Genomic DNA, 16,193 nt, shown 5'->3' with positions numbered 1-16,193 from the left:
GCCGGATGTGCGCATGCTGTCTCCCCGATTTTGGTTTCGGCGCCGACCCTGGAGCGGCGTGCTTTCCAGCGCTTTGATGCACGTCAAATCTGGCCGCAGGGGCTCAATTAGAATGGTTCATATTCGAGGGGCGCGACATGAGCGGCTATCTCATCGACCTGTTTTTTTCCTTCAAGGGCCGCGCCAGCCGGTCGGAATGGCTGGTCGGCGCGAGCGTGCTTGCCGTCCTCGCGGTCGGCGGCCTGCTGCTGTTCAACGACGCGAGCTTCGACGAGAGTATCCATCAGACTCCCGGCGCGCCAACCATGGCCGCCTTCCTGTGGGTGCTGCTCTGCGGCTATGCCTTCGCGGCGCTTTCGGCCAAGCGACTGAGGGATTGCGGCCGCCCCCTCTGGCTGATCCTGACCGTCGCCGTCCCCGGCGTGCTTGTCCTGCTCGGCTGGGGGTTGGGGCTCTTCCCGAGCCTGCTTGCGATCGCACCGGAAACCCTCGCGGCCTGGGCCATGCTTGTGCTGATGCTTCCGGCCCTCCTGAGCTGCGTCGCGCTGCCGACAAAAGGGGGCGGCTGACACCGTGGAGCTGCTTGCCCTCGCCCTCCCGCTTGCCGGCGGCTTCGGACTCGGCCTCGCCAGCACCCTGCATTGCGCGGGCATGTGCGGCGGGCTCGCCGCGAGCCTGCTCCATCTCGGCGCACCCAGGAGTCCCGGGGACGGCCTTCGCCTCGCCGCGGTGACGCACACCGGACGCATCCTCGCTTATGTGGCCGCCGGTGCACTCGTCGGCGCCATGGGCGCGCCGGCCATCGGCTGGCTCGACCGCGAGGTCGCATTCCGCCTCGCGCAATGGGCCGGCGCCGTGGCGCTGATGTGGATCGGGCTGTCGACGGCCGGACTCCTGCCGCCGCTTTCCGTTCTGGACCGCGTGCTGGCGCCCGTTGCCAATACCGTCGCGCGAACCGCCGTGCCGCTGCCCGGACGCTTCGCGACCGCGCTCGTCGGGGGCATGGCCTGGGGGCTGATGCCGTGCGCCATGGTTTACGGCGCGCTGTTCACCGCCATGCTCAGCGGATCGGCGCTCGGCGGCGGCGCCGTGATGACGGCGTTCGGGATCGGGACGCTGCCGGGCCTCGTCGCCGCGACGGCGGGATTCGGTACACTCGCGGTGCTCGGGTCGCGTCCGCGCCAGCGGCGCATCGCGGGACTCGCCATCGGCGTGCTCGGGTTCATGACGGTGTGGGTTCCGCACAGCAAAATCGAGGCGATCTGCGCACCCAGCCAAGCGGCGACGTTGACCCAGGTCAATATCCGTCCCTAACTCTCCGCTAGGCTCGGGCCGATCATCGGAGGATCGCCTCATGCGCATCGCAACGCTCTTCGCAGCGCTCGCGGCTTATGCCGTCTCAGGCGCTGCCCAGGCCCAGCAGATCGGCAATGCCGTGGAAGGCCTCGCCTACGCCCGTGCGCACTGTGGAGAGTGCCATGGCGTCGAACGCTCGAAGGACGACTTCTCGCCGAATTCCGACGCGCCCGACTTCTCGGTGGTGGCCAACACGCCCGGCATGACCGAGCGGGCGCTTGTCGTGTGGCTGCAGACGTCGCATCCGACCATGCCGAACCTCATCATCCCGCCAGAGGCGCGCGACAACGTTGTCGCCGACATCATGAGCCTCAAGGCGCCCAAGCCATGAGGAGCCGGCTCGCGGCGATGAGCTGCCTCATGCTGGCACCGGCGATGGCAGCGGCACAACCGTCACCGGTTGAGGAGGGGCGCCATGCGCTCGATACGCGATGCGCCCGCTGTCATGCGATCGGTGCCGAAGGGGCGAGCCCGCATGCGGAAGCCCCACCGTTCCGCGAGATCGTGAAACGCTATCCGCCGGAGAACCTCGAGGAGTCGCTCGCGGAAGGCATCACGTCCGGCCATCCCGACATGCCGGAGTTCATCCTCACGCCGGAGGAGATCGGCGCCGTCGTCGCCTATCTCAACACCCTGATCGTGAAGTGAGGAGACGTCGCTCGGGCTAATCGAGGCGACGGCCCATGGCTTTCATCTCTTCAAGCCAAGCACGGCGTTTCTCATCGTGGACGCCGGTGACGTTGCCGAGCACGGTCGTGCGGACCGGGGCGATGCCGACGAAGCCCAGGATGTTCCGCTTCAGCATCTTGAGGGCATGCGCCCGGTACCACCAGCGGTAGACAAGGCCCGGCGTGGCCATGGTCACGACGACGCGTGCCGATCTCCCCTTGAGCGGCTTGGTGAAGCGCCCCTGCCGGTGCTGCTCCAGGAGGTCGGGCTGCAGCACGCGCTCGAGGAAGCCCTTGAGGATGGCGGGCAAAGTGCCGAGCCAAAGCGGAAAGACGATGACGATGTGATCGGCACCGCGAATGGCGTCGTAGGCGTCCGCGAGATCCGGCTCGAGCGGCTGAACGCTCTCATACGCCCCGCGCAGGATCGGATCGAATGCCATGCGCGAGGTCACGAACAACCGCGCCTTATGGCCGGCCGAGGCAGCCCCCTCCCGGTAGGCCTCGCCGAGCGCCTCGCAGTAGGTGTCCTGTCGAGCATGCCCGACGATGATCGCGACGCGGCCCATCTTTTTGCGTCAGTCGAGATCGGCGACGGTGCGGACGATGAAGGCGCGCAGGATGCCGTCGCTCTCCTTGATCGACACGTACTCGCCGGGAATGAAGCGATGCTTGTCGAGCTTGAAGCCCGGCTCGTCGTCGCTCGAGCGCTCGGGGTCGTAGTCGAAGGCCCAGCTTCCGCCGGGACGATGCACGAGATGCCCGAGCTGGCTCTGCTCGCGACCCCAGTACCGCTTGACGCGACAGCGGTCCCGCTTCTTGCGCCACTCGGCCGCAACCAGGTATCCCGCATCGTCGAGGGGAGCAACGAACTCGTAACCATGCTCGCGGCTTCCGTTGGGAAATTCGTGGTCGCGCGCCAGGTCCATCCGCACGTGTTTCAGCGTCATGCAAAGCTCCTTGTTCACCGTCTCCCGATGGTCTAAGGCTCGAATGGACGCCGACGTTGATCTAGATCAAGATTTCGGGGCCGCGTACTCTCCTTGCGCAGGCGTCCGGCAGGGCGGCCCAAGGTAAACGACGATATGGCCAAGGACGTGCAGCCATCCGATCCCGCCGCGAGAAGCGGGGCGCTCGCGCAGTCGCAGATCTCGGCCATTCTCGAGATCGCGGCCGACGCCATCATAGCCCTCGACGAGACGCTTCGCATCACGCTGTTCAACGACGGCGCAGCGACGATCTTCGGCTATCTGCCGGCCGAGATCATCGGTCAGCCGCTCGACCTCCTGATCCCCGAGCGGATGCGCGCCAATCACAAGCGGCATGTCGCCGACTTCTCCGTCTCGCCCGTGGCCGCGCGCAAGATGGGAGAGCGGCAGGAGATCTTCGCGCGTCGTAAGGACGGCTCGGAATTCCCTGCGGAAGCCTCGATCGCCAAGCAGGTGATCGACGGGCACAAGGCATACATGGTCTTGCTGCGTGACGTGACCGATCGGAAGCGCTTCGAGGCGGAGCTCGCCGCCGCCAACAGCCAGCTGGAGGCGCGCGTCCAGGAGCGCACGCGGGCGCTCGAGGCGGAGATCCGGCGGCGCGAGGAGGCCCATGCCGCCCTGATCCAGGCCCAGCGCATGGAGGCGTTCGGGCAGCTCACCGGAGGCGTCGCCCACGACTTCAACAACCTTCTCACCATCATCACGGGCAATCTCGAGCTCATCGGCGACGAGATGGAGAACGAGTCCCACGCCACGCTCTTGAAGCGGGCGTCGGATGCGGCGGACATGGGCGCCGCGCTGACGAAGCGCCTGCTGACGTTCGCCCGCCGCCGGCGGCTGACGCCGCAGATCCTCGATGTCAACGAGATGATCCTCAACCTGACCGAGATCCTGCAGCGCTCCCTCGGAGAGCCGATCGCACTCACCACCGTGCTCGCCGGCACCCTCTGGCGCACGCGGGCGGACGCGAGCGAGCTCGAGAACGCTATCCTCAACCTCGCCATCAACGCGCGCGATGCGATGCCCGACGGCGGCAACCTCGTCATTGAGAGCCGCAACGTGTCGGCCGATGAGGTTGGCCTGCCGAACGGAGGGGAATTCGTGCTGGTCTCAGTCAGCGACACCGGCCAGGGCATGCCCCCGGAGGTGATCGAGCGCGCGTTCGAGCCCTTCTTCACCACCAAGGAGCCGGGACGCGGCACGGGCCTCGGCCTCAGCACCGTCTATGGATTCGTCGAGCAGTCGGGCGGGCACGCCATCATCGAAAGCACCCCCGGCCAGGGCACCACGGTCAACCTCTACCTGCCGCGTGTCCGGGAGGTATCCGAGACGACGGCGCGATCGGCCGAGCCCGTGCCGCTCTCCGAGAACAGCGAGGCCGTGCTCGTCGTCGAGGACAATCCTGACGTGCGGGAGCTCACGCTGCAGCGCGTGGAGGGGCTTGGCTATGTGGCGGTCGAAGCGGAAAGTGGAGCTGCGGCCATCCGCATGCTCGAAGCCGGCGAAGACGTCCAGATCGTGCTCAGCGACATCGTCATGGCGGGCGGCATCTCGGGCTACGATGTCGCCCACTGGGTGAGCGAGCACGCGCCCCACGTCAAGGTTCTGCTGACGACCGGCTACGCGGCGGAGGAGGCGCGGCCCGACGCCGCCGACATCGCCATCCTGCGCAAGCCCTACAAGCGGGCCGAGCTCGCCGTCGCGCTGCGCGATGCGCTGAGGCGCTGATCTGGATGTCGGCGCAGGAGTATCCTCCCATGCGCGCCTTTGGTCTCAGCGCGCCGTCCTCTCGGGTGTCGCGTGGACACCCCTTGCGAGTTGCGCTGCCGCACGAGGATCCTGCCGCGTGGCGTTTGTGGAGGCTTGCGTGGGTCCCGACCTTCGTCGGGATGACGTCGAGATGAGGCTGGCGGCATCCCCATAACCAACGTCATCCCGACGAAGGTCGGGACCCACGCAAGTTTCCGTTTGCTCGACATGCGATGTTTGCACCTATGTCGCCTACGGCTCAGCAAGATCGATACTGCGCTAGAGGCGCTTCACGTTGCCGGCGAACACGTAGCCCACGCCGCGCACCGTCTTGACGAGCTGCGGGCGCTCGCTCTCTGGCTCGATCTTCTTGCGCAGACGTGCCACCAGGCCGTCGATCGAGCGGTCCATGGGCGTCCAGTCGTGGCCCTTGAGCATGTCCATCAGCTCGTCCCGCGACAGCACGCGTCCCGGGCGCTGGACAAGCAGCGCGAGCAGGTTGAACTCCGCCGTCGTCAGATCGCAGGGCATGCCGTCGGGCGTGCGCACCTCGCGGCGGAGCGTGTCCAGCGTCCAGCCGTCGAAGGCATAGCGCGGGCCGTCCGCGGGCGCCGCATCGGCGGGCGCGGCCGTCTCGGAAGGCTGATACCGCCGCAGCACCGCGCGCACGCGCGCGATCACCTCCCGCATCAGGAACGGCTTGGCGATGTAGTCGTCGGCGCCAAGCTCGAGGCCCACTACGCGGTCGATGGGGTCGCCCTTGCCGGTGATCATCACGATCGGCGTGTTGCGCCTGGCGCGCAGGTCACGTGCCAGCTTGAGGCCGTCCTCGCCCCCGAGCTTGAGGTCGAGTGTCAGCAGGCTGACGGGCGTGGCGGCGAGCTGGGCCTCCGCCTCGGCGCCGTTGCCGGCCTCGACCACGGCGAAGCCCTCAGCCTCAAGACCGGAACGCAGGAGCGTACGGACCTCGGGCTCGTCATCGACGATCAGGATCGTATCGGGCATGGGCAGGCGGAGGGCTCGCGGGGGGAACGGGCGAAAGTCCTTTAGCAGCCGGGCAGCGCCCGGCCGCTGTCACATCATGTCACACAATCTTACAATCGCGGCATACACCGGGCACGCCGATCGGATTTTATTCAAACCTTGCTCATCCTGGCCCGGCCGCCCTTCGTGCGGCGCCGGGCCGGTTGCTGACTTGCGGCGGAGGCTTGGTGAGATCGATCCTGCGAGACGACGTCGGCCCCAAGGGCACGCGGGCACTTCTGGCGCTGGCGCCAATATCCGATGGCGAGGCGGCGGCGCAGTCCGCCCCTGCCCCCGAGGCCGGACGGCATAGATACGTCGTCGGCGTTTTTGTCATGCCGGGTGGGGCGGAGAGCGCCATCGCAGGCGTGGCCTCCGACGCGTGCGAGGTGCTCGTTGTATCGGACACCGCGCCCGTCCAAGCCGCGAGAGCCGCGATCGAAAGCGGCGAGCGTGTGACCTTCCACCGTATCGATACCTCGGGTGCGCTCGCGGGCGAGCTTGCGGCCGCGCTCGGGACGCTCCGGCCGTTCGCTGCCCTCGGCTTGAGCGCGGGGGAAGAGCTTAGCGGCATGCGCTTGCCAAACGGCGGGCAGCGGCTGTTCCAGAACCTCGTGCATCACATGGCCACCGGCGCGGCCGTGGTCATCGTGCATGCCCCAGGTCCAGAGGAGCAGCATCGCGTCTCGCGCGCCCTGCTCGATGCCAAGTGTGACATCCTGCTGACACATGACGTGCTGCATCCGACGAGTTGCGACACCACAGCCTCCGCTCCCCCGGGGGACTGCTGCGAGACCTGCTCGTCGCGATCCTGCGGGCGGATCGATCCGTCGCAAAATGGTACGTCCACGTCCCGTCCCGACGACTGAGCGGGCCGGGATCCGCACACGTGCGGCCCCATCGGAAATCCGTTAGAAACCGCGCGACGAAGGCCGCATTTGCCTGTGCAGGTGGATGCGCTATCTCGAGATGTGCTTCGACTTTGCGAGGGACGCGCCTCCATGACAATCCGGAACCTCGACCTCCTGTTCTCGCCGTCGTCGATCGCCCTTATCGGCGCGAGCCCGCAGGCCGGGAGCGTCGGGCGCATCGTCGCCTCCAACCTGCGCACGGGCGGCTTCGCGGGCGATGTATGGCTGGTCAATCCCCGCCATCAATCGATCGACGGCGCTCCCTGCTTCGCCTCGGTGTCGGCGCTGCCGCGCGCGCCCGAGCTGGCAGTGGTCGCCACGCCACCGCAAACCAGTCCGGGCGTGATCGCGGACCTCGCCCGCCACGGCACGCGCGCTGCCGTCGTCATCACGGCGGGGCTCGACCGCGACCTGCGCACGCGCATGCTCGAGGCCGCGCGGCCCACATGCCTGCGCATCCTCGGTCCGAACTGCATCGGCCTCATCCTGCCGCGGCTCGGCATCAACGCGAGCTTCGCCCACTGCATGCCGCTCAAGGGCGATCTCGCCTTCCTGTCCCAGTCCGGCGCGCTGGTGACGGCCGTGATCGACTGGGCGAACGGACGCGGCATCGGCTTCTCGAAGGTCGTCTCCATGGGAGAGATGGCGGACGTCGATTTCGGCGACACGCTCGACTATTTGGCCGGCGATCCGGAAAGCCGGGCCATCCTGCTCTACGTCGAGCAGGTGACGCATGCGGCGAAGTTCATGTCGGCCGCACGCCGCGCGGCGCGCGTCAAGCCGGTCATCGTGCTCAAATCGGGACGCCATGAAGCCGGCGCCAAGGCCGCCGCATCCCACACCGGTGCACTCTCGGGATCGGATGCCGTCTACAATGCCGCCTTCCGGCGCGCGGGCCTCGTGCGCGTCAACGATCTCGACGGGCTGTTCGAGGCTGCCGAGATGCTCTCGTTCACCCCGCATCTCGTGGGCGAGCGGCTTGCCATCCTGACCAACGGCGGCGGGGCCGGCGTGCTCGCAGCCGACCGCCTCGAGGACTATGACGGCACGCTTGCAGAGATCGCTCCAACCACGATGCAGGCGCTCAACGCCGCGCTGCCGGCAACATGGTCCAAGGGCAATCCCATCGACATCATCGGCGACGCCGGCCCGGACCGCTACGAGGCCGCGATGAAGATCCTGCTCGAGGATCCGGCGTCGGACGCCGTGCTCGTCATCAACTGCCCGACGGCGCTCGCCTCGAGCGAGGAGGCAGCGGCCGCGGTGCTCAAAGCCGTCGCCGGCGCGTCCGAGCGGTGGCCTAAGAAACCCGTGCTGACCAACTGGCTCGGCGACGGCGCGGCGGCGGAGAGCCGCCGCCGCTTCGCCGAGGCGCGCATTCCGTCGTTCGAGACGCCGGCGTCCGCCATCGACGGCTTCATGCAGCTCGTGCGCTACCGCCGCTCGCAGGACGAGCTGATGCGTACGCCGCCCGCCGGCCCCAAGGAGGCGGTTTTCGACCGCGACCGCGCGCGGGAGGTGATCGTCGGCGCGCTCAAGCGCGGCCAGCCGATGCTGACCGAGTTCGAGGCCAAGGCCGTCCTCATGGCCTACGGCGTGCCCGTCGCCGAGACGATCTTCTGCGCCGATGCCGACACCGTGACTGCGCGTGCGGAAGAGATCCTGACCCGCTATCGGGCTTGCGTGATCAAGATCCATTCCGACGACATCTCGCACAAGTCGGACGTGGGCGGCGTGCGGCTCGGCATCATGAGCGCGGACGAGGCGCGCGAGGTGGCGCGGTCCATGGCCGCGGAGATCCAGCGCGTCCGGCCCGACGCGCGGCTCGACGGATGGGTGGTCGAGCCGATGATCGAGCGGCCCGGCGCGCACGAGCTGATCGTTGGCATGAGTGAGGACGCGACCTTCGGGCCGACGATCCTGTTCGGCGCCGGCGGCGTGGCCGTCGAGGTGATCAAGGACACGGCGCACGCGCTTCCCCCACTCGACGGCGGACTCGCCCGCGATCTCATGCGCCAGACGCGCATCCATCGCCTGCTCGTCGGCTACCGCAACCGGCCGGCGGCCGATCTCGACGCGATCGCGGACGTGCTGGTGCGCGTCTCCGCGCTCGTTGGGGACCTTCCGGAGCTGCGCGAACTCGACATCAATCCGCTCATCGCCGACGACAAGGGTTGCATCGCCCTCGACGCGCGCATGCGCGTGGCCGATCCGGCCCTGTCACCGCGCCGGCCCATGTCCATCCGCCCCTATCCCTCGGCGTGGGAGAAGGACGTCACGCTGCCGAAGCTCGGGCCCGTGCACGTGCGCCCCATCCGGCCCGAGGACGAGGCGCTGTACGAGCAGTTCTTCGCCAATGTGACGGCCGAGGACATGCACATGCGCTTCTTCACCGCGAAGCCCGACCGCTCGCACCGGTTCGTGGCCCGCCTCACGCAGATCGACTACGCACGCGAGATGGCGTTCGTCGCGCTCTCGGAGGCGGGAGACAAGCTGCTCGGCGTCGCGCGGCTCTCGGCCGACCCGGACTACACGCGGGCCGAGTACGCGGTGCTCGTGCGCTCCGACCTCAAGGGCAAGGGGCTCGGCTGGCTGCTCATGCAGCACCTGATCGCCTACGCGCGGGAGGAAGGGCTCGGCACGCTGTTCGGCCAGATGCTGGCGACGAACACGACCATGATCGAGATGTGCCGGGCCTTGAACTTCAGCGTGGAGCCGGATCCGGACGATCAGACTCTTCGGCGCGCGACGCTGCCGCTCGGGTCGGTGCCGGCTCTTCAGGGTCGTCCTGGATAGCGCGCCAGCCGGCGCCGTCGAGGTCCTCGAACTGGCCGGAGTTGAGCGCCCAGAGGAACGCCACGAGCCCCAAGAGGCCCAGGGCCAGCGCGCAGGGGATGAGCCAAGCCAGCGCGCTCATGTCTTTGCCCCCGCCGGTGCCAAGGCCAGCTTGCGGTTGCGCAGCCTGAGCGCGTTCGCCGTCACCGCGATCGAGGACAGCGACATGGCGAGCGCCGCGATCAGCGGCGTCACGTGGCCGGCGACTGCAAGCGGCACGAACACGATGTTGTAGGCGATGGCGATGGCGAAGTTCTCGATCGACATCCGCTGTGTCGCGCGCGCGACCGCTATCGTCTCGAGGATCGGCGCCAGGGCCTGGCCCTGGAAGACGGCATCGGCTGCGGTCTGACTGATGTCGGCCGCCGACGACGGCGACACCGAGGCGTGCGCGGCGGCGAGCGCCGGGGCGTCGTTGAGCCCGTCGCCGACCATCAGAACCTTGCGGCCCGCGGCCTTCATGGTCTCGATGCCGGCGATCTTGCCGTCCGGCTTCACACCCGCCCACCAGTCGGCAATGCCGGCCGCCTCGGCAACACCGGAGACGACCTGTGGCCGGTCGCCCGACAGCAGGCTTACCGCGTATCCCGCATCCTTGAGCGCGCGAACGACGTCGGAGGCGTCCGTGCGGATGGCGTCCTCGAAGCGCAGCGCAGTCCTGCGGCCGTCCGCGTCGGAGAACCAAAGGGCGCCGGTTTGCGCAGCTCCGTTTGTTGCATCCCCTGTGACCCACTCCTCAGAGCCGAGCCGCAGCTCTCCGTTCGCAGAGCGTGCGGCGAGACCTGATCCCGCGACCTCGCGCACGTCAGGCGCGGCGGCAACGGCGAGGCCCCGCTCGCGCGCGGCCTTGACCACGGCTTTCGAATAGGGATGGCGGCTCGCGACCGCAAGCGAGGCCGCGGCGGCAAGCGTTGCGTCGGAGATCTCAGCGCCGTTCCGCAGCACAGGCTCGCCGCGCGTCAGGGTGCCGGTCTTGTCGAACACCACCGTATCGACCTCGGCCAGGCGCTCCAGGCCGTCCGCCGCCTTGACGATGACGCCCTTGCCGAACAGGCGACTCGTGGCCGCGACCTGCACCGCCGGCACCGCCAAGGCGAGCGCGCACGGGCAGGTGATGATCAGTACGGCAATGGCGTAGGTCAGCGACGTTTCCCAGCCGGCGCCGGCGATCATCCAACCGATGAAGGTCGCGGCGCCGAGCACGTGCACGGCCGGCGCGTACTGACGCGCGGCGCGGTCGGCGAGGCGGACGTACTGCCCCCTCCCCTGCTCGGCCGCCTGCATCAGGCGGGCGATCTCGGCCAGCAACGTGTTGCTGTCGGTAGCGGTTGCCTCGACGGTGATGGCGCGCGTCATGTTGACGGTGCCGGCGTGGACCTCGGCGCCCGGCTCGGCACCGCGCGGCAGCGTCTCGCCGGTGATCAGGCTCTCGTCGATATCGGTTGCGCCCACGACGATGCGGCCGTCGACGGGAATGCGCTCGCCGGCCGCGACCTGGATCCTCATGCCCGGCGCCAGCGCGCGGGCGGGGCGGCGCTCGACCGTTCCGTCGTCGAGGACGACGGTCGCCGTCAGCGCCTTGAGCCCGATCAGGTTCTCCGCTGCGCCGCGGGCCTTGACGCGCACGTGCTCGTCCAGATAGCGACCGATCAGGAGGAAGAACGTGAGCATGATCGCAGCGTCGAAATAGACCTGGTGCGTGCCGCGGATAGTCTGGAACAGGCTCATGGCCGTGGCCAGCGTGATGCCGAGCGAGATGGGCACGTCCATGTTGAGGCGGCGAGCCTTGAGTGCGGTGGCCGCCGAGCGGAAGAATGGCTGCGCCGCGTAGGCGATGGCGGGCATGGCAATCAGCGCCGAAAGCCAGTGGAACAGCGAGGCGACCGTCTGGTCCATATCGCTCACGGCGCCCGCCCACACCGAGACCGACAGCAGCATGACGTTCGCCGCCGCGAAACCCGCGACGCCGAGCCGGCGCAGGAGGTCGTCGGCGCGGCGCGCATCGTGCTCGCTTGCCGTCTCCACCGACTCGGCCGCGCGGTAGCCGGCGCCGGCGAGCGCGTCGATCAGTGCCTGCGTGCCGGTGAGCGCGGCATCGTACGTCACGCTGGCGCGTCGCGCGGTGAGGTTGACGCGCGCGTCGCGCACGCCCTCCGTGCGCCGCAGCGCCCGCTCCACCGTTGCGATGCAGGCGCCACAGTGCATGTTCTCGACGACGAGCGAGACCGTCTGCGGGCTCGCTGCGCGCCCGATGATCGCGCGGGTCGTGTCGGTGGGCGAAAGCGGCGCGGTCAGGGCGCGACCCATAGGCGCCTCCGCATCTGATAGATGGGCTCGGCTGTCGTGCCGTCGGCCGGGTACGCGCGCACCCTGGCAATCCAGGCGCCCGGGCCGGGATCGTCTCCGACGGGAGCTTCAAAGACACCGGGAGCTACCTCGGCGAGGCGCAGCACCGTGTCCGCCGCGTTGGTGGCCGGACGGCCCAGGGTCGCCTCGACCCTGAGCGACGCGGGCGCGGCGCCGCTTGCGTCCTTCAGCGCAACCCGCAGGCGCGCCGGCTCGGAGACGAGCTCGACCGTTTCGCTCCAGCCGAGCGCGGCCTGGCGCTCAGCGAGCGCGATGCGCGCGTTGTAGGCGAGCCCGTCACGATAGGCGTTGGCGTTGTCGACGCCGCCGAAGGTCGAGACCGCCTTGTAGATCATGGTCGCGTCGGCAACGATGATGACGGCGAAGAAGGCGAGCATGGCGCCGAGCACGTGCCGGCCTGACAGCCCGCGCACCTCCTCGCGCGCTCGAGATGTCGTCGTCATGGTCCAGGACTCCTGAAAGCGGTATCGCGAATAACCTCATTGCCCGTGGCGAGGTTCGTCACCACGAAGCGGAGCGGCGTCGACACGCCGGTGAGATCCGCGCGGGCCGTGGCCGGCACGGTGATATAGATCTTGACCGCGCGCACGACGTCGGCCTCGACGGCGATCTCGGCATCGCCGTTGTCGTGACCCACGATCGCAAGCTCGCTCGCCGCGATGCCGTCGGCACGCACGGCAAACCGCTGTGCCTGATGAGTCTTGTTCAGAACCTTGAGCGTGTAGCCGTTGCGGATGCCGCCATCGGAGAGCCGTACGAAGAGCGGATTGCGGTCCTCGATCACGCTGATCTCCACGGGCGAGCGCGCGATCCATGCCCAGCCCATGATGGCGAGCACGACCGTGATCAGAACAGAGTACAGCACCGTGCGCGGGCGCACGAGCCGCACCGGCTTGCGGTCGGCCTCGGACGCGGCCTCCATATTGCGGAAGGTCTCGTAAGCGATCAGCCCCTTCGGGCGGCCGACCTTGCCCATGATATCGTCGCAGGCGTCGATGCAGAGGGCGCATTGGATGCATTCCATCTGCGCGCCGTCGCGGATATCGATGCCCATCGGGCAGACGGCGACGCACGCCTTGCAGTCGATGCAGTCGCCGCGGTTGAGCCAGGGCTGACCCTTCTTGTGAGGCGCGCGCGGCTCGCCGCGATATCCCCGGTAGGAGACGAGCAGGGAGTCGGCGTCGAACATCGCCGCCTGGATGCGCGGCCAAGGACACATGTAGATGCAGACCTGCTCGCGCGCGAAGCCGCCGAGCACATAGGTCGTGGCTGTGAACAGCGCCATGAAGACGTAAGCGACGATGGGCGCTTCGCCCGTCAGCAGCTCGCGCGCGAGCGTCGGCGCATCGCGGAAGTAGAAAACAAAAACGCCTCCGGTGGCGAGCGAGATGGCGAGCCAGGTCGTATGCGTCGCAGCCTTCTTCCAGATCTTCTCGAAGGTCCATGGGCTCTTGTCGAGGCGCATGCGCGCGTTGCGGTCGCCCTGCCAGAAGCGCTCGACCGCAATCATGAGATCGGTCCAGACCGTCTGCGGGCAGGTGTAGCCGCACCACATGCGGCCCGCGAGCGACGTGACGAGGAACAGCCCCAGCGCGGAGGCGATGAGAATGCCGGTGATGAAGTAGAGCTCTTGCGGCCAGATCTCGATCGGACCGAAGAACAGCCGCTGATGGGCGAAGTCGAGCAGGAAAGCCTGGTCCGGCAGCCCCGGACCGCGATTCCAGCGGATCCACGGCAACAGGTAGTAGATGCCGAGCGTGACGGCCATCACGACCCATTTGACGGTTCGGAACGTGCCCTCGGCGCGCTTCGGATAGATCGGCTGGCGCGCGGCGTAGTAGCTGCGCGCCGCCTTCGACGATACGGCGTCGACATCGATGCGGGCGACGCCGGGCGCGGCTTCCACGGGCTCGGTGCGATTGAACCTCGATGCAGGCTCCATACGAGTCACGACCGCCTCCGACGGCTCTTCCTTATTATTTGCCGCCGCCCAGCGCGTGCACGTAGATGGCGAGCATCTTGATGGTCACCGGGTCGAGCTTGCCATCCCACGCCGGCATCACGCCGACGCCGGTGCGGCCGGTGCGGATCGTCTCCTCGACGTCGGCCTTGCCGCCGCCGTACAGCCAGATGGCGTCGGTGAGGTTCGGCGCGCCCAGCTCGGCCATGCCCTTGCCCTCCTCGCCATGGCAGGCCACACACTGCTCGGCGAAGATCGCTTTGCCGCGCTCGGCGGCGGGCGCATCCCCCGGCTGTCCGGAGAGCGAGAGCACGAATGTCGCCGTGTCGGCGATCTGCTCGTTGGTCAGGACCTGGTCAAGGCCGAAGCGCGGCATGGCGCTCTCGCGCGATTCCGCATGGCCCGAGCGGATGCCGTTTCGGATGGTCGCCTCGATGTCCGCCACCGTGCCGCCCCAGAGCCAATCGTCGTCGTTGAGGTTGGGATAGCCCTTGAAGCCCTGTGCGCCCCTGCCGTGGCAGGGTGCACAGTTGTTGGCGAACTGCGCGGCGCCGCCCCGCAGCACGAACTCCATGAGATCGGGATCCTTGGCGATGTCGGCGGGCTCCCGCGCCGCAATCGCCTCGACGAAGCGCGTCTGACTCTCCTTGGCGGCGGCGACGTCCCTCGTCACCTCGCTGCGCTGGCTGTAGCCGAGGACGCCCTGCGTATAGCCGTCGACCAGCGGCCAGGCCGGATAGAGGATCCAGTACCCGATCGACCAAATGATCGTGGCATAGAGCACGTAGAGCCACCACCGCGGCAGGGGCTTGTTCAGCTCCTTGAGGTCGCCGTCCCAGACGTGCCCGGTCGTCTCGATGCCCGTAACGGCATCGACCTCCTTATGTCCGGCCATTTGGCTCACCCCCTTTGTCCTTCTCGTCGTCGTTCTCGAGCGGCAGCTTCGCGGCGGCGTCGAACTTCGCCTTGTTGCCCGGGCGCAGCGCGTAGACGAGCACGCCCGCCATGACCACGCCGAAGATCACCATGGCGATGATCTGCGACCAGCCCGCTATGTCCTGGTAGGTCATCGGGACTTCCTCACCGCAAGTTCGGGCCGGCAGCATCGAAGGTCGTGAAATCGACCAGCGTGCCGAGCATCTGCAGATAGGCGACGAGCGCGTCCATCTCGGTCAGCGGCCCTTCCGGGTTGCCGTCGAACTTGCGCACCTGCGCCTTCGGATAGCGCGCGAGCACCGCCTTGCCTTCCTTGGTGTCAGGCGAGACCTGGGCCGCGAGGTCGGCCTTGGCGTTCTCGATCATATCGTCGGTGTAGGGCACGCCGGCGAGCCTCAGCGCCTTCATGTCGGCGGCGATGCCGTCGGCGTCGAGCTTGCGATCGGCGAGGAAGGGATAGCCCGGCATCACCGAGCCCGGCACCACCTCGCGCGGGGCCTTCATGTGGTCCACGTGCCAGGCGTCGGAGTATTTGCCGCCGACGCGGGCGAGGTCAGGCCCCGTGCGCTTCGAGCCCCACTGGAACGGGTGGTCGTACATGCTCTCGGCGGCGAGGCTGTAGTGACCGTAGCGCTCCACCTCGTCGCGCAGCGAGCGGATCATCTGGCTGTGACAGTTGTAGCAGCCTTCGCGGATGTAGATGTTGCGGCCCGCGAGCTCGAGCGGTGCGTAGGGACGCATGCCCTGCACCTTCTCGATGGTCGAGCCAAGGAAGAAGAGCGGCGCGATCTCGACCAGGCCGCCGATGGACACGACGACCAGGATGCCGATGAGCAGCACCAGGGAGTTTCTCTCGAAGAACGCGTGCGTGAGTTTCATGGTGTCCGTTCTCCGTCACTCGGCAGGGGTCGCGGCGAGCGCGCCGGCGCGCAGCTCCGGGGCGGCCGCGACGCGCGGTTGATCCTTGATGTCCACCGGCTGGTCGCCGCGGATGGTCTTCCAGACGTTCCAGGCCATCAGCAGAGAGCCGATCACGAACAGCAGGCCGCCCACCGCGCGGATGATGTAGGGCCAGTGCATGGCTTCGACCGTCTCGACGAAGGAGTAGGTGAGGAAGCCGAGGTGATCGTAGGCGCGCCACATCAGGCCCTGCATGATCCCGGACACCCACATCGACGAGATGTAGAGAACGATGCCGATGGTCGCGATCCAGAAGTGCCACTCGACGAGGCGCAGCGAGTAGAGCCCCTCGCGCTTCCATAGCCATGGCACGAGGCAGTAGATGGCGCCGAACGACACCATGCCGACCCAGCCCAGCGCACCGGAGTGCACGTGGCCGATGGTCCAGTCGGTGTAGTGGCTGAGCGAGTTCACGGCCTTGATCGACATCAGCGGC

18 protein-coding genes are annotated in these 16,193 nt (G+C 68.1%); 7 read left to right on the top strand and 11 right to left on the bottom strand.

Annotated features, from left to right (window positions below; genetic code table 11):
• Nucleotides 1-137: 137 nt before the first annotated feature.
• From IT540_RS18570 to IT540_RS18555, 4 genes are read left to right on the top strand one after another with little or no spacing between them, the layout of a single operon-like run.
• On the top strand, nt 138-569 hold the full coding sequence (locus tag IT540_RS18570) for a DUF805 domain-containing protein (protein ID WP_291181214.1): 432 nt from the start codon (nt 138-140) through the stop codon (nt 567-569).
• A gap of 4 nt (nt 570-573) precedes the next feature.
• Nucleotides 574-1,314 carry a sulfite exporter TauE/SafE family protein gene (locus IT540_RS18565; protein WP_291181212.1) on the top strand — a complete coding sequence of 247 codons (741 nt, stop codon included), beginning with the start codon at nt 574-576 and terminating at the stop codon, nt 1,312-1,314.
• 40 nt (nt 1,315-1,354) lie between these two features.
• The gene (locus IT540_RS18560) at nt 1,355-1,687 is read left to right on the top strand and encodes a cytochrome C (RefSeq protein WP_291181210.1); all 333 of its coding nucleotides are present in this window, start codon (nt 1,355-1,357) and stop codon (nt 1,685-1,687) included.
• A gap of 44 nt (nt 1,688-1,731) precedes the next feature.
• Nucleotides 1,732-2,004: a cytochrome c gene (locus IT540_RS18555; RefSeq protein ID WP_291181218.1), complete on the top strand. Its 273-nt coding sequence runs from the start codon at nt 1,732-1,734 to the stop codon at nt 2,002-2,004.
• 16 nt (nt 2,005-2,020) lie between these two features.
• Here IT540_RS18555 and IT540_RS18550 read toward each other — a convergent pair whose 3' ends face one another.
• Nucleotides 2,021-2,593, bottom strand: coding sequence for an NAD(P)H-dependent oxidoreductase (locus tag IT540_RS18550; RefSeq protein WP_291181208.1), 573 nt, complete (start codon nt 2,591-2,593; stop codon nt 2,021-2,023).
• A 9-nt stretch (nt 2,594-2,602) separates the two neighbouring features.
• Nucleotides 2,603-2,974 carry a hypothetical protein gene (locus IT540_RS18545; RefSeq protein WP_291181206.1) on the bottom strand — a complete coding sequence of 124 codons (372 nt, stop codon included), beginning with the start codon at nt 2,972-2,974 and terminating at the stop codon, nt 2,603-2,605.
• 135 nt (nt 2,975-3,109) lie between these two features.
• On the opposite strand from IT540_RS18545, the gene IT540_RS18540 reads away from it, so the two are divergent.
• On the top strand, nt 3,110-4,744 hold the full coding sequence (locus IT540_RS18540) for an ATP-binding protein (RefSeq protein ID WP_291181204.1): 1,635 nt from the start codon (nt 3,110-3,112) through the stop codon (nt 4,742-4,744).
• A gap of 300 nt (nt 4,745-5,044) precedes the next feature.
• On the opposite strand, the gene IT540_RS18535 is transcribed toward IT540_RS18540, so the two are convergent.
• Nucleotides 5,045-5,770 carry a response regulator transcription factor gene (locus tag IT540_RS18535; protein ID WP_291181202.1) on the bottom strand — a complete coding sequence of 242 codons (726 nt, stop codon included), beginning with the start codon at nt 5,768-5,770 and terminating at the stop codon, nt 5,045-5,047.
• Between the two features lie 206 nt (nt 5,771-5,976).
• Between IT540_RS18535 and IT540_RS18530 the strand changes: the two genes are divergently transcribed.
• Together IT540_RS18530 and IT540_RS18525 are read left to right on the top strand one after the other, a co-directional pair.
• Complete coding sequence (locus tag IT540_RS18530) at nt 5,977-6,657, top strand: hypothetical protein (RefSeq protein ID WP_291181200.1); 681 nt, start codon at nt 5,977-5,979, stop codon at nt 6,655-6,657.
• A gap of 132 nt (nt 6,658-6,789) precedes the next feature.
• A complete protein-coding gene (locus IT540_RS18525; RefSeq protein WP_291181198.1) occupies nt 6,790-9,495 on the top strand; it encodes a bifunctional acetate--CoA ligase family protein/GNAT family N-acetyltransferase in 2,706 nt (901 codons plus the stop codon).
• Here IT540_RS18525 and ccoS read toward each other — a convergent pair.
• From ccoS to IT540_RS18485, 8 genes are all read right to left on the bottom strand, one after another.
• Entirely contained in the window at nt 9,404-9,616 is a 213-nt protein-coding gene (ccoS, locus tag IT540_RS18520) for a cbb3-type cytochrome oxidase assembly protein CcoS (RefSeq protein WP_291181196.1), read from the bottom strand. The genes IT540_RS18525 and ccoS overlap by 92 nt on opposite strands.
• A complete protein-coding gene (locus tag IT540_RS18515; RefSeq protein WP_291181194.1) occupies nt 9,613-11,841 on the bottom strand; it encodes a heavy metal translocating P-type ATPase in 2,229 nt (742 codons plus the stop codon). Before IT540_RS18515 ends, ccoS begins: the two co-directional genes overlap by 4 nt.
• Entirely contained in the window at nt 11,826-12,344 is a 519-nt protein-coding gene (locus tag IT540_RS18510; RefSeq protein ID WP_291181192.1) for a FixH family protein, read from the bottom strand. The genes IT540_RS18515 and IT540_RS18510 overlap by 16 nt, the downstream gene beginning before the upstream one ends.
• Entirely contained in the window at nt 12,341-13,843 is a 1,503-nt protein-coding gene (gene ccoG, locus IT540_RS18505; protein ID WP_291181216.1) for a cytochrome c oxidase accessory protein CcoG, read from the bottom strand. The genes IT540_RS18510 and ccoG overlap by 4 nt, the downstream gene beginning before the upstream one ends.
• 34 nt (nt 13,844-13,877) lie before the next feature.
• Nucleotides 13,878-14,756 (bottom strand): cytochrome-c oxidase, cbb3-type subunit III, encoded by an 879-nt coding sequence (ccoP, locus tag IT540_RS18500; RefSeq protein ID WP_291181190.1) that lies wholly within the window; start codon nt 14,754-14,756, stop codon nt 13,878-13,880.
• Entirely contained in the window at nt 14,743-14,931 is a 189-nt protein-coding gene (locus tag IT540_RS18495) for a cbb3-type cytochrome c oxidase subunit 3 (RefSeq protein WP_291181188.1), read from the bottom strand. Before IT540_RS18495 ends, ccoP begins: the two co-directional genes overlap by 14 nt.
• Before the next feature lie 10 nt (nt 14,932-14,941).
• Nucleotides 14,942-15,676 (bottom strand): cytochrome-c oxidase, cbb3-type subunit II, encoded by a 735-nt coding sequence (gene ccoO, locus IT540_RS18490; RefSeq protein WP_291181186.1) that lies wholly within the window; start codon nt 15,674-15,676, stop codon nt 14,942-14,944.
• Nucleotides 15,677-15,691: 15 nt separating this feature from the next.
• A partial coding sequence (locus tag IT540_RS18485) for a cbb3-type cytochrome c oxidase subunit I (RefSeq protein WP_291181184.1) occupies nt 15,692-16,193 on the bottom strand: 502 nt, incomplete at its 5' end.

Origin of the sequence: Hyphomicrobium sp. (genome assembly GCF_020852195.1) — a bacterium.
Classification (GTDB): domain Bacteria; phylum Pseudomonadota; class Alphaproteobacteria; order Rhizobiales; family Hyphomicrobiaceae; genus Hyphomicrobium_C.
Note: the sequence above shows the minus strand (reverse complement) of the source record. Positions and strands in the feature narration are given on the sequence as shown.

Coding starts and splice junctions, on each gene's coding strand:
- IT540_RS18535 (WP_291181202.1), bottom strand. CDS start 5,770: ATGCCCGATACGATCCTGATCGTCGATGACGAGCCCGAGGTCCGTACG.
- IT540_RS18550 (WP_291181208.1), bottom strand. CDS start 2,593: ATGGGCCGCGTCGCGATCATCGTCGGGCATGCTCGACAGGACACCTAC.
- IT540_RS18495 (WP_291181188.1), bottom strand. CDS start 14,931: ATGACCTACCAGGACATAGCGGGCTGGTCGCAGATCATCGCCATGGTG.
- ccoO (WP_291181186.1), bottom strand. CDS start 15,676: ATGAAACTCACGCACGCGTTCTTCGAGAGAAACTCCCTGGTGCTGCTC.
- IT540_RS18555 (WP_291181218.1), top strand. CDS start 1,732: ATGGCAGCGGCACAACCGTCACCGGTTGAGGAGGGGCGCCATGCGCTC.
- IT540_RS18570 (WP_291181214.1), top strand. CDS start 138: ATGAGCGGCTATCTCATCGACCTGTTTTTTTCCTTCAAGGGCCGCGCC.
- ccoP (WP_291181190.1), bottom strand. CDS start 14,756: ATGGCCGGACATAAGGAGGTCGATGCCGTTACGGGCATCGAGACGACC.
- IT540_RS18525 (WP_291181198.1), top strand. CDS start 6,790: ATGACAATCCGGAACCTCGACCTCCTGTTCTCGCCGTCGTCGATCGCC.
- IT540_RS18510 (WP_291181192.1), bottom strand. CDS start 12,344: ATGACGACGACATCTCGAGCGCGCGAGGAGGTGCGCGGGCTGTCAGGC.
- ccoS (WP_291181196.1), bottom strand. CDS start 9,616: ATGAGCGCGCTGGCTTGGCTCATCCCCTGCGCGCTGGCCCTGGGCCTC.
- IT540_RS18540 (WP_291181204.1), top strand. CDS start 3,110: ATGGCCAAGGACGTGCAGCCATCCGATCCCGCCGCGAGAAGCGGGGCG.
- IT540_RS18545 (WP_291181206.1), bottom strand. CDS start 2,974: ATGACGCTGAAACACGTGCGGATGGACCTGGCGCGCGACCACGAATTT.
- IT540_RS18515 (WP_291181194.1), bottom strand. CDS start 11,841: ATGGGTCGCGCCCTGACCGCGCCGCTTTCGCCCACCGACACGACCCGC.
- IT540_RS18560 (WP_291181210.1), top strand. CDS start 1,355: ATGCGCATCGCAACGCTCTTCGCAGCGCTCGCGGCTTATGCCGTCTCA.
- ccoG (WP_291181216.1), bottom strand. CDS start 13,843: ATGGAGCCTGCATCGAGGTTCAATCGCACCGAGCCCGTGGAAGCCGCG.